This window comes from Nitrosococcus halophilus Nc 4 (genome assembly GCF_000024725.1).
Taxonomy (GTDB): domain Bacteria; phylum Pseudomonadota; class Gammaproteobacteria; order Nitrosococcales; family Nitrosococcaceae; genus Nitrosococcus; species Nitrosococcus halophilus.
This window is the reverse complement of the sequence record NC_013960.1, coordinates 493,964-505,983: the sequence shown is the minus strand read 5'-3', so window position 1 is coordinate 505,983 and position 12,020 is coordinate 493,964. Positions and strand designations below refer to the sequence as shown.

Sequence of the window (12,020 nt, the reverse complement as noted above, 5' to 3'; positions counted from 1 at the left end):
GTCACGCCAGATCTCCCACCACGTGAACTTCCGGCACTAGGGTCACTCCCCTTCGCCGGGCCACGGTTTCAGCCACTAGTTGGATTAAATGCTCAATATCAGCAGCGGCAGCATCGCCGGTGTTCACGATAAAGTTGGCGTGCTTTTCCGAGACCTGAGCCCCACCAATAGAAACGCCTTTGAGCCCACAGGATTCAATCAATCGCCCCGCCTTATCATTGGGGGGATTACGGAAAACCGATCCCGCACAGGGCTGCTGAGTGGGCTGACAACTGTTGCGATGCCGCAACAGGTGCCGAATCTGCTGCTGCGCGGCCTGACTATCCCCTTGCGCCAGGCGCAACTCAGCAGCAATAAACCATTCTCCCTTTGGCCGATGAACTTCCCGGTATCCAACCTGATATTCCTGTGGCCGTCGCCGGTGGCGCCTGCCACCTACCCCTACGGTCTCTACCGCCGTCACCAATTCCCAAGTTTCGCGGCCAAAGGCGCCTGCGTTCATGGCTAATGCCCCCCCTACCGTTCCCGGAATGCCCGCCATGAACTCCGCCCCTCGCAACCCTTCACGGGCACAGAACTTGGCCAGTTTGGCACAGGGCACTCCCGCCTCAACCCATACTGTCGTGGCGCTGCGCCGCTCAATCCTATTCAAAGCGCCGGCGATGGCAATGACCGTACCCTCAATCCCGCCATCCCGAACCAGTAAATTACTCCCCAGGCCGAGCCAGGATAACGGCTCATCCTCCGGCAGGGAGCCCAGAAAGGCCATCAGATCATCCACATCCGCAGGGCGATACAGGCATCGCGCGGGTCCACCTACGCGCCAAGAGGTATACCCCCCCATGGACACTTGTTGCTGCAATTGGCCTCGAAAAGAAGCCCCATTGACCACTACCATTAGCGGCATCCTCCCAGGGAGGCGGATAAGCGCCTGGCTAGGGCACCGATATCACCAGCGCCTAAGGTCAATAGCACATCTCCTTCCTGCAAAACCCCTAACAACACTTCCTCAATGGTTTCCATATCCTCCACCCCAATAGGGTCCACGTGCCCATTGGCTCGAATTGCTTGCCCTAGGGTGCGGCTGTCAGCCCCCGCAATGGGCTCTTCTCCGGCAGGATAAACTTCAAGCAAAAGCAACACATCCGCCAGGGAAAGGGCTTCAATAAAATCTTCGAATAAGTCTCGAGTGCGGGTATAGCGATGGGGCTGAAACACCACCACTACCCGCCGGCCAGGCCAACCCGCATGGAGGGCTTCCAGCGTAGCGGTGAGTTCCCGGGGATGGTGCCCATAATCATCCACTAAAAGAACTCTTCCCCTTGGAGTAGCGATCTCCCCATAACATTGGAACCGACGCCCGATGCCAGAAAAACCTTCCAGGGCTCTTTGGATGGCAGCATCCTCGGCCCCGAGTTCATGAGCTACCACCATAGCCGCTAAGGCATTGAGGGCATTGTGGGCGCCAGGCAAATTCAACACCACCGTCAACCAGTTATCATTGCCGGGGCGAGCCACCCGAAATTGAGTCCGACCTTGGACATGTTTCAGTTCCCGTAGCCGGTAATCAGCGTCTTCACAAGTCCCGTAAGTCAATACAGGGCGCCCGATGTCCGGTAACAACTCCCGTAATACGGGGTCATTCAGGCAAACCACCGCCAAGCCATAGAAAGGCAAGTGATGCAAAAACTCCAGGAAAGCGGCTTTCAGCGCAGTAAAGTCTCCCCCGTAGGTGCCCATATGATCGGCATCCACGTTGGTGACGACCGCCAACAAGGGCTGTAAATGCAAAAAGGAGGCATCACTTTCATCTGCTTCCGCCACTAAATACTCACCACTGCCCAAGCGGCCATTGGCACCGATGCTATTGACCCGACCGCCGATGACAAAGGTGGGATCGAAGCCCCCTTCTCCAAGGATTCCAGCAATCAAGCTGGTAGTGGTGGTTTTGCCATGAGTCCCCGCCACCGCGATGCCATAGCGGAAACGCATCAGCTCTGCCAGCATTTCTGCCCTCGGCACCACGGGAATGAGCCGACGACGAGCAGCACTGACCTCTGGGTTGTCTTCACTGACGGCGCTTGAAACCACGACCACATCGCACCCTTCAATATGTTGGGGATCATGGCCAATCCTGACTTCCCCCCCCAAACTGATCAGCCGTTGAGTCAGCTGATTCTGACGCAAATCCGAGCCGGAAACCTGATAACCCAAGTTGAGCAGAACCTCAGCAATCCCTCCCATACCCACTCCGCCGATACCGACAAAATGAATCCGCCGGATCCGGCGCATCATCGGGGGGATGGGAGTCATCTGAGGTTCAACCACGAGCCACCTCCAAGCAACGCTCGGCGACCCGCCGGGCCGCGCCCACCCGATGAAGCTGACGGGCGATTTGAGCCATGGTCATGAGGGTAAAACGATCCCCCCCTAGGCGTTCAATTTCCCCCGCCAATCGTTGCGGGGTCACTTCTTTTTCCGGCAATAACAAGGCGGCCCCCGCATCAACCAGATAGTCCGCATTGGCGCGCTGATGGTCATCAATCGCCAAAGGGAACGGCACCAATAGGGAGCCAATCCCCGCTGCCATTAGCTCCGCTATGGTCAGAGCCCCGGCGCGGCACAGGACCAGATCAGCCCAGGCATAGGCCTCCGCCATTTCATCAATAAAAGGCACCAGTCGGGACTCCACTCCTGCCGCTCGATAGGCAGCAACCGCCTTTTCCCACTGCCGGGGACCACACTGATGCCAAACCTGGGGACGGGCCTCGGGGGGGAGCAAGGCCAGAGCCTGGGGAAGCATTTCATTTAATACCCGTGCGCCTTGGGACCCTCCCAGGACCAGTAGGCGAAAACGATCCCTTCGATCCTGGAAACGGGTTTGGGGTTCGGGAAGTGCCTCAATCCCTTCCCGGACTGGATTGCCGGTGCACTCGGCTTCCATAGCAGCGGGGAAGGTCCCGGGAAATGCTTCCATCACCCGGCAGGCTAAATGAGACAACAACCGGTTGGTCGTCCCTGCAATGGCATTTTGCTCATGAATCAGTAAGGGCCGCCCCAGTAACCAGGCCCCCAAACCCCCTGGCCCAGAAGCAAACCCCCCTAGCCCCAACACCACTGTGGGCTGCTGGCGGCGCAGGGCATTCAAAGCTTGAAATAAGGCAAGCAATAACTTGAACGGTGCCCTTAACCAATTAGCCCAGCCCTTGCCACGCAAACCACCGATTGAAATCCATTCCATGGGATAGCCTGCTTTGGGCACCAGCTCGGCTTCTAACCCCTGGTGTGTCCCCATCCAGACCACCTCTACCCCCCAGGCCCGGAGGGTATCCGCCACTGCCAAGGCGGGAAACACATGCCCCCCCGTGCCGCCAGCCATGATAAGTACCCGCGTCGCCCTCACTTAACGCTCCTCCGGGCAACTTTAGGGAACCGAGTCTCCAAATCCACCCGCAGGATAAGGGCCACTGCAACACAGGTGACAATGCTGCTACTGCCGCCGGCACTCATAAGGGGCAGAGTCAACCCTTTGGTGGGCAGGACTCCCATATTGACCCCCAAATTGATAAAAGCCTGTAGCCCTATCCAAATCCCCAGGCCATAAGCCAGATGGGCACCAAAAGTCCGGCCGGCTCGTTCTGCGGCACGACCAATGAGCAGAACTCGATAGATGAATACCACAAACAAAGCAATTACGGCCAAACTGCCCATCAACCCCAATTCCTCAGCCAAAACCGCATAGAGGAAATCAGTATGGGCCTCGGGTAAATAGAACAACTTCTGAATACTGTTGCCTAACCCCACGCCTAACCATTCGCCCCGACCAAAGGCAATTAAGGCCTGGGTCAACTGGTAGCCACTGTTGAGAGGATCGGCCCAGGGATCGAGGAAGGAGGTGAGTCGCTGCATCCGATAGGGAGAATACCAAGCCAAGGCAGCAAGACTCGCCCCCCCTAAGGCGGCGAGCAGTAAAAAATGCCAAAGGCGGGCGCCTCCCAGGAATAACATCCCTAACAGGGTGGCAAACAACACCACTACGGCACCAAAATCTGGCTCTAGCAGCAACAACAGCCCGGCCATGGCAAATACCCCAACCGGGAAAAGAAAACCCCTGATGGTACGCACCTCGGCACTACGGCGCACTAAGTACCCGGAGAGGTAAATCACCATAAACAATTTGGCCAACTCCGAAGGCTGCAACCTGATAGGCCCGAGAGCCAGCCACCGGCGACTGCCATTGACCTCTACCCCAATGCCCGGAATTAATGTCAACAACAACAATCCCAACCCCAGCAACAGCATTACCGGGCCTAACTTCTCCCAAAATGCCAACCGTATCCGCCAGACTCCAAAAGCCGTCACTAATCCCAACAATAGAAACAACCCCTGGCGCCAAAGATAATAGGTCGGTTGTCCAAAGCGGCTATCGGCGATGGCCACGGAAGCCGATCCCACCATCACCCAACCGAGCCCCATCAAAGCCACTGCGGCCCCTAGCAGGTAGAGATCGGGTTGTGGCGTGCTACCCCCAACGGCTTGCCGAGTAGAGAAGAAGCGGCTCATGACAAGTGCTCCTGAACGGCTTGTATAAAGGCCTGACCACGGGCCTCAAAACCGGAATACATGTCAAAACTGGCACACGCAGGGGACAACAGCACGCTATCACCCGGCTCGGCTAGGGCACTCGCTTTATTTACCGCTTCCCCCATATCATTCACCTGATAGAGGGGGACGCTATTTGCAAGCGCTGCCTCCAACCGGGGAGCATCTTGGCCCATTAAGACGACGGCCCTTGCCCGCCTAGATAAAGGTGCGCATAAAGGAGAAAAATCCGCGCCCTTGCCGACCCCCCCCGCAATGAGCACTAATTTACCTTGGCAGTGAAGTCCCTCAATTGCGGCCACCGTGGCCCCCACGTTAGTCCCCTTGGAATCGTTGTACCAATCCACTCCGTTTGCCTGGGCAACCCATTCACAACGATGGGGCAAACCCCGGAACTCCCGCAAAGCGGATAGCATCGCAAGCTGGGGCAACCCTGCTGCCTCCCCCAGGGCCAACGCCGCCAGGGCATTCGCTAAATTATGGCGTCCCACTAAGGGGAACTGCCGAGCGGGCAGTAATAATTCATGCCCCCGGGCCAGCCAGGTTTCACCCGCCCGCTCCCGCAGACCATATTCATCAGCAGCAGGCGCCCCCAAGGTAAACCGAAGGCAGTGTCGCTCCGGCTGGGCAAGACCTGCTACCTGGACATCATCGGCATTAATTACCATGGCTCCGGTACCGTGATAGACCCGCCCTTTAGCCTGGACATAGGCCTCAAGATTAGGATACCGATCCATATGATCAGGGCTGATATTGAGTATGCAGGCGGCGACGGCATTTAGCGTAGAGGTTGTCTCCAATTGAAAACTGGACAATTCCAACACATAGAGGTCTGGCACCGGCTTTTCCAATAATTCCAAGGCAGGGAGGCCCAGATTGCCGCCTGAGAGAACCTTTTTCCCAGCCTGGCGTGCCATCGCCTCAACGAGCACGGTTACCGTACTTTTACCATTGGAGCCTGTAATCGCGATCACCGGTGCCTGCGCCCAGTAGGCAAACAATTCAATATCCCCCAGCACCGGTATTCCTCTCGCTTGGGCAACTTGAATGGCGGGCTCACTGAGGGCTACCCCTGGGCTTATCACCAACCGTTCGGCCTGCTGCATCAGGGCAACCTCAAAATCACCTAACCGAACCGCTACTCCCGGAACCTGCTCCTGCAACGCAGCAAGCCCTGGCGGCGCCTCGCGACTGTCCACCACAGTCACAGAAAGGCCGCGGTTCGCTAAGAACCGAGCGCAAGATAACCCCGTTTTACCGAGGCCGACGATCACTGCGCTTGCTACCGTCCAGGGTGGTATGGGCTCATTCAGCATTTCATCGTCATACAAACGGATAAAGTTTTGGGATAGATCCTCTTCTAATTACTCAGCACTACTCCAATCACTCAATCGGACTAACGAATCTTCAGGGTGGCTAAACCAATCAACACTAAAATGACGGTAATAATCCAGAACCGAACAATGACCCGAGGCTCTGGCCAGCCCTTAATTTCAAAATGATGATGCAAAGGCGCCATGCGGAAAATACGCCGCCCCGTCAGCTTGTAAGAAACCACCTGCAAGATGACGGACACCGTCTCCACCACAAACACGCCTCCCATGATAAAAAGCACGAGTTCCTGCCGTACCAGCACTGCCAATATGCCCAAGGCAGCGCCTAAAGCTAATGCCCCCATATCCCCCATAAAGACCTGAGCTGGGTAGGCATTGAACCAGAGAAACCCCAATCCTGCGCCCACCAGGGCACCGCAAAACACGACTAATTCCCCTACCCCGGGGATATAGGGAATGGCCAAATAGTGGGCAAACCCACTATGCCCCGTCGCGTAAGCAAAAATTCCCAAGGCTCCCCCCACCAAAACGGTAGGCAACACCGCCAATCCATCTAAACCATCAGTGAGGTTGACTGCATTGCTACTGCCGACCACCACCAAGTAGGTCAGCAAGACATAATAGCCACCCAAATCCACCGCAACGTTCTTAAAGAAGGGAACAATCAATTCGGTCTCGGCCGATACCTGGGCAGTAAAATACAAAAACAGGGCGACTCCCAAGGCGATCACAGACTGCCAAAAATACTTGCGCCAGCCCGACAATCCCCGCGGGTTCTGGGAAACCAGCTTCTTATAGTCATCTATAAAGCCCACCCCCCCAAACAGGAGGGTCACGACTAACACCACCCACACGTAGCGGTTACTCAGGTCTGCCCACAGCAGCGTGGTCGCAGCAATAGCGACCAGGATAAGAGCCCCCCCCATGGTGGGCGTCCCCGCCTTACAAAGATGGGTAACCGGTCCATTGGCGCGCACGGGCTGGCCCACAAATTTCAGGCGACGGATCATGGCCGGGCCGACAACAAAAGAGATGATCAGCGCCGTTAATACCCCCAAGATGGCCCGCAGGGTCAAATATTGAAACACGTAGAAACCGCTATCAAAGCGGGCGAGATAGTCAGTCAAATACAACAACATCGCTCTAATCGTTATCCCTGTCGCTACCCAAGGCCGCGACTATTTGTTCCATGCGCATACATCGAGATCCCTTTACCAGCATAGTCACATTCGGGCGTTGCTCCTCTCGCAAAGCCGCGAGTAATGACTGCTGCTCGAAAAAATGCAGCGCCTCCTGGCCAAAAGCTTCCGCTGCCAAAGCACTCAAATGGCCCAGGGTATAAAGTCGATTCACACCCGCTGCTCGGGCTTGTTTTCCCATCATTCGATGCAATGGAGCAGCTTCCTCCCCTAGCTCGGCAAAATCTCCAAGCACCAGGAAGCGCTCCCCTGGAAATTCAGCCAACAGCTCCAGCGCTGCTTTAAGAGAGGCTGGATTGGCGTTGTAAGTATCATCCAGTAGGCGCATCCCCCCGGCTCCGCGACGGATCTGCAACCGCCCTGGAATCGAGGGCAAAGCCGCCAAAGCCGCGCTAATCTGATCCCGATCCAATCCCAAGGCAATCGCCACGGCGCTGGCCGCGAGGGCATTGAGGACGTTGTGCCGTCCGGGCAGGGATAACTGCACTGGGGTCTTACCTACCGGGGTCACTAGAGTGAAGCGACTGCCCTCAGAATGGGCTGCTAAATGATGGGCCGTCACCTCCGCTGACTGGGTCAATCCAAACCCTATCACTGGCAACTCACCCGCCAAGTCCCGCCAATAGCTAAAATGAGGATCATCGGCGTTAAGTACCGCCACGCCCCCCGGATTCACCCCCTGGAAAATCTCCCCCTTAGCTCGAGCCACCCCCTTGAGATCGCCAAACCCATCTAAATGGGCCGGCCCAGCATTAGTAATCAGGGCCACCTGGGGGCGCACCAAACAACTCAGATAGCCAATCTCGCTAGGCTGGTTAGCGCCCATTTCGATGACGGCAAAACGATGGCTTGGATCGAGTCCTAATAAAGTCAGGGGAACACCGATGTCATTGTTCAAATTGCCTTGGGTTGCCAGTACAGAGCCCGCCCCACCCAAGACCGAGGCTATCATTTCCTTTACCGTCGTCTTGCCGTTACTGCCGGTCACCGCAACGACGGGATGCTCAAAACGTTGGCGCCAATAGGTAGCCAACTGGCCTAGGGCGGTCCGAGCATCCGCAACCTCAACCTGGGGTAGGGAATCTTCTATGGTTTGTTCCAACAAAGCAGCACTAGCGCCCTTCTCTCGCGCTTGGGCAACAAAAGCATGGCCGTCAAAATTCTGCCCCTTTAACGCCACAAACAAGGCCCCTGGTGTCATGGAACGCGTATCGGTACTGACCCCCTGGGCCACCACATCCTCCCCCTGCAACCGTCCCTGGACTACCGGGGTAAGCTCCGCTAGGCCCATGGCAAACCCTCGCCCCATCAGCACAGCCCTCTCCTCCGCTGCTGCAACGCCTGCTGCGCTTGCTCCCGGTCGCTAAAGGGGCGCTGCTCGGTACCGACTTGCTGATATTCCTCGTGCCCTTTTCCCGCAATAAGCACGATATCCTTAGACCCTGCCAATTCCACGGCGCGACTGATCGCCTCAGCCCGGTCCCTGAGCTGGTACACCCTATCCGGCGCCTCCATGCCCGAAAGAATCTCAATAATAATTTGGCGGGGGTCCTCATCCCGGGGATTGTCGTCGGTCAGCATCACAAAATCAGCCCAACGTTCAGCCACTGCCCCCATCAAGGGACGTTTACCCCGATCCCGATTCCCCCCGCAACCGAAGACACACCATAACCGTGCCCCCGGCTCTAAGTGTGCCCGCAAAGAGCACAAAGCCTGCTCTAGGGCATCCGGGGTATGGGCATAGTCCACAACCAATAAAGGCTCCCCTGCCGCCCCCCCCATGGGCTCCATGCGTCCCGCAACTGCCTGGACTTGGGAAAGGCGCTGCAACGCCTCGGTAAACGGCATCCCCGTAGTCAATAAACCACCCAGGGCAGCAAGGAGGTTATAAGCGTTGAAGCGGCCCAGTAAGGGACAAATCAACTCGCCTTCCCCCCAGGGTCCTTGAATGTTCATAACGATGCCGCGGCGATCACAATGGAGTTCATTGACCCGAAGGCTGGCCTGGGGATTGGTCAATCCATAGCTGATAACGGTGACCTCGGCAGGAAGGTGGGCTAAAAACGCCTCCCCTGCGGTATCATCCACATTGATGACGGCATGGCGTAATCCAGGCTGCCCAAAGAGTCGAAACTTGGCAGCCCCATAGCGGGTCATATCGCCATGATAATCAAGATGCTCACGGCTTAAGTTGGTAAAGATAGCGGTATTAAAAATCACCCCATTGACCCGCCCTTGCTCCAGGGCGTGGGAGGTAACCTCCATCACCGCATAACGGCCCCCGGCAGCCCTCGTTACCGCCAATTGTTCCTGCACGGTCACGGCATCTGGAGTGGTCAGTTGGCTAGGTTTAAGGGCACCCATCAAGCCCACACCGAGGGTCCCTATTAGCCCGCAAGGAGCCTCCTGCTGGTGAAGGGCTTGGGCTAAAAAATGGCTGACGGAAGTCTTACCGTTGGTGCCCGTCACCCCCATGACACAGAGCTGTTGCGACGGCCGAAGGTAAAACCGATCAGCAATCACCCCCAGCCTAGCGCCCAAATCAGGCAGGGCAATTAGAGGGACATCTTGGGCTTGTAGCCCCGCGTGAACAACGGAGGAAAGGGGAATGATCGGATCATAGGCGACCGCCACAGCCCCCTTACCCACAGCGGCGCCGATATAGTCGTGGCCCGACTGCCGCGTTCCTCGGCAAGCAAAAAATAGCGTCCCTGGACCGACTCGGCGGCTATCTAGAGACAAGCGATTAATCCGCCGGTCCTGGGCTGTTCCGACAGACACCAGCCCCGCCAGCAAATCGCTTAACCAGCAACTCCGATCGCCAGACTCCGCCATTATCGTCCCCTGTCCTTCTTTTGCCGTTTCCTCCGCCGTTTCCATCCCTGCTCTTATCCCCTATTTTCCCGCTCCGCTAAACGCAGCGGATGCAAGTTGTCTGGCGCAATATTCAGTAACCGCATCGCCCCGACCATGACTCGAGAAAAAACAGGCGCCGCGACTTGTCCCCCATAGTAAATTTTCCCCTGAGGTTCATCGATGAGCACCACGGCGGCCAGACGTGGGCGGCTTGCGGGGATAAGGCCGGCAAATAGGGAGACATACCGCTCATCGGCATACCCTCCTCGAATCGCTTTCTTCACCGTGCCCGTCTTGCCCGCCACCCGGTAGCTGGGAACATGGGCTCGTTCTCCCGTCCCCCCCTCGCTCACCACCTCCTCTAGCATGGATAATAGGGCGGATACCGTACTCTCGGACCATACCTGGCGTCCGCCTGCGGCCTGTTCCCGATGAAGAAAACTGACTGGCTTTAACTCGCCTCCTGCTCCTAGCGCGGCATAGGCTCGCGCCAACTGTAATGTGGTCACCGAAAGACCGTAGCCAAAGGCCAGCGTGGCTTGCTCTATTTGGCGAAAAGAAAAGGGATCGGGCAAGTGACCTTCTGCTTCACCGGGAAAACCACTGGCTGTCGAGGCCCCTAGTCCCGCCTGGGCAAAACCCTGCCAGAGTCGCTGAGAGTCCAGACTAAGGGCAATTTTGCTTGCACCCACGTTACTTGATTTCTTAATAACAGTGCTGACATCCACGCGACCATAGTTGCGAATGTCACGAATAACGTGACGGCCTACACGGAAGTAACCGGGAGTAGTATCGATAGGAGTATGGGGATGGTATTTTCCTGACTCTAGCGCTACCCCTATGGTGAAAGGCTTGATGGTAGAACCGGGTTCAAACAAATCGGTGACCGCACGATTGCGATACAAATGGCTTTTCAACTGGGAACGATCATTGGGGTTATAAGAAGGCCGATTGACCATCGCCAAAACTTCGCCGGTGTCCACATCCAAAATCACCAACGAGCCAGCGCGGGCATTGTGGGTCCGAACTGCCGCTTTAAGCTCCCGATAGGCCAAATACTGGAGCCGCAAATCAATGCTTAAGCGCAAATCCTGCCCCGGTCGCGGGACTCTCAGGTTTTCCACATCCTCCACGACCCGCCCACGGCTGTCCCGAATTACCCGCTTTTTCCCAGGAACCCCTTGCAGGGTCTTGTCAAAAGCCAACTCTAAACCTTCTTGCCCCCGATCATCGATATTCGTAAACCCCACCACATGGGCCGCCACAGACCCGGCAGGATAATAACGCCGATATTCTGATTGGAGATTAACGCCGGGGATATCCAAGGCTTGTACTTGCCGGGCTACATTCGGCTCGACCCAACGCTTTAGGTAAACAAACTCCCGCTCTCCCCCTTCTTTTATTCGGCGACTCAGGTAAGCCGTAGAAACACCGACCGCTTTCGCTAAGGCCGGCCACCGTTCCCTAGCTTCGCGCAACAATTGGGGATTGAACCATACTGAAGCCACGGGCGTACTCACGGCCAAGGGTTCACCGTGGCGATCGGTAATCATGCCCCGATGGGCAGGGACTTCCACAACTCGAAGATGGCGGGCCTCACCCTCTCCCCGCAGGAAATCACGGTTGAATACTTGCAACTCGACCAGGCGCCAGGCAAGTCCTACTGCAGCCACGGCAAAAACAAGGCCGACCACCCCCAAGCGAGCGGGATAACCTTTATTGCGCCCTCGGCTCATCGTCTTATAGTTTGATAATCACGACTTCAGTCGGGCCCGGCACCACCATCTCAAGCCGTTCCCGAGCCAAGCGTTCTACCCGTCCTTGCCCAACTAAGGTGCTTTGTTCCAGCAGCAAGCGTCCCCACTCATCATCCAATCGGTCCCTTGCCTTATAAAGGCCTTGTAATTCCATAAACAATTTGCGGTTCTCATGTTTGACATAAACAACAGATACTCCCGAACCTAAGACCAATACCATCAATCCCCCCAATAGCAGCCACTGCAGCGATGTCATTAGAGCCTGCCCTCTG

At 56.6% G+C, this 12,020-nt stretch carries 10 protein-coding genes; all 10 read right to left on the bottom strand.

The genetic code is table 11. From position 1 onward, the window contains the following. Position 1 precedes the first annotated feature (1 nt). The gene (murB, locus tag NHAL_RS02400) at positions 2-898 is read right to left on the bottom strand and encodes a UDP-N-acetylmuramate dehydrogenase (RefSeq protein ID WP_013031573.1); all 897 of its coding nucleotides are present in this window, start codon (positions 896-898) and stop codon (positions 2-4) included. Next, positions 898-2,292 (bottom strand): UDP-N-acetylmuramate--L-alanine ligase, encoded by a 1,395-nt coding sequence (gene murC, locus NHAL_RS02395; RefSeq protein WP_086009274.1) that lies wholly within the window; start codon positions 2,290-2,292, stop codon positions 898-900. The genes murB and murC overlap by 1 nt, the downstream gene beginning before the upstream one ends. A gap of 28 nt (positions 2,293-2,320) precedes the next feature. Continuing rightward, a complete protein-coding gene (gene murG / locus NHAL_RS02390; RefSeq protein WP_013031571.1) occupies positions 2,321-3,403 on the bottom strand; it encodes an undecaprenyldiphospho-muramoylpentapeptide beta-N-acetylglucosaminyltransferase in 1,083 nt (360 codons plus the stop codon). Then, positions 3,400-4,563, bottom strand: a complete 1,164-nt coding sequence (ftsW, locus tag NHAL_RS02385) for a putative lipid II flippase FtsW (protein ID WP_013031570.1) — start codon at positions 4,561-4,563, stop codon at positions 3,400-3,402. The genes murG and ftsW overlap by 4 nt, the downstream gene beginning before the upstream one ends. Then, entirely contained in the window at positions 4,560-5,918 is a 1,359-nt protein-coding gene (gene murD, locus NHAL_RS02380; protein ID WP_013031569.1) for a UDP-N-acetylmuramoyl-L-alanine--D-glutamate ligase, read from the bottom strand. Before murD ends, ftsW begins: the two co-directional genes overlap by 4 nt. 80 nt (positions 5,919-5,998) lie before the next feature. Beyond that, positions 5,999-7,075 carry a phospho-N-acetylmuramoyl-pentapeptide-transferase gene (gene mraY, locus NHAL_RS02375; RefSeq protein ID WP_013031568.1) on the bottom strand — a complete coding sequence of 359 codons (1,077 nt, stop codon included), beginning with the start codon at positions 7,073-7,075 and terminating at the stop codon, positions 5,999-6,001. A gap of 4 nt (positions 7,076-7,079) precedes the next feature. Beyond that, positions 7,080-8,444, bottom strand: a complete 1,365-nt coding sequence (locus NHAL_RS02370; protein ID WP_041354585.1) for a UDP-N-acetylmuramoyl-tripeptide--D-alanyl-D-alanine ligase — start codon at positions 8,442-8,444, stop codon at positions 7,080-7,082. Then, positions 8,444-10,015, bottom strand: a complete 1,572-nt coding sequence (locus tag NHAL_RS02365) for a UDP-N-acetylmuramoyl-L-alanyl-D-glutamate--2,6-diaminopimelate ligase (RefSeq protein WP_013031566.1) — start codon at positions 10,013-10,015, stop codon at positions 8,444-8,446. The genes NHAL_RS02370 and NHAL_RS02365 overlap by 1 nt, the downstream gene beginning before the upstream one ends. An 8-nt stretch (positions 10,016-10,023) precedes the next feature. Further along, a complete protein-coding gene (locus NHAL_RS02360) occupies positions 10,024-11,727 on the bottom strand; it encodes a peptidoglycan D,D-transpeptidase FtsI family protein (protein WP_013031565.1) in 1,704 nt (567 codons plus the stop codon). 4 nt (positions 11,728-11,731) lie between these two features. Further along, positions 11,732-12,004 carry a cell division protein FtsL gene (ftsL, locus tag NHAL_RS02355; protein ID WP_013031564.1) on the bottom strand — a complete coding sequence of 91 codons (273 nt, stop codon included), beginning with the start codon at positions 12,002-12,004 and terminating at the stop codon, positions 11,732-11,734. Positions 12,005-12,020 lie beyond the last annotated feature (16 nt).

Excerpts from the sequence above, each read along its gene's own strand:
- ftsL (WP_013031564.1), bottom strand. The coding sequence starts at position 12,004 with ATGACATCGCTGCAGTGGCTGCTATTGGGGGGATTGATGGTATTGGTC.
- NHAL_RS02370 (WP_041354585.1), bottom strand. The coding sequence starts at position 8,444 with ATGGGGCGAGGGTTTGCCATGGGCCTAGCGGAGCTTACCCCGGTAGTC.
- NHAL_RS02360 (WP_013031565.1), bottom strand. The coding sequence starts at position 11,727 with ATGAGCCGAGGGCGCAATAAAGGTTATCCCGCTCGCTTGGGGGTGGTC.
- murD (WP_013031569.1), bottom strand. The coding sequence starts at position 5,918 with ATGCTGAATGAGCCCATACCACCCTGGACGGTAGCAAGCGCAGTGATC.
- murB (WP_013031573.1), bottom strand. The coding sequence starts at position 898 with ATGGTAGTGGTCAATGGGGCTTCTTTTCGAGGCCAATTGCAGCAACAA.
- mraY (WP_013031568.1), bottom strand. The coding sequence starts at position 7,075 with ATGTTGTTGTATTTGACTGACTATCTCGCCCGCTTTGATAGCGGTTTC.
- ftsW (WP_013031570.1), bottom strand. The coding sequence starts at position 4,563 with ATGAGCCGCTTCTTCTCTACTCGGCAAGCCGTTGGGGGTAGCACGCCA.
- murC (WP_086009274.1), bottom strand. The coding sequence starts at position 2,292 with ATGCGCCGGATCCGGCGGATTCATTTTGTCGGTATCGGCGGAGTGGGT.
- NHAL_RS02365 (WP_013031566.1), bottom strand. The coding sequence starts at position 10,015 with ATGGAAACGGCGGAGGAAACGGCAAAAGAAGGACAGGGGACGATAATG.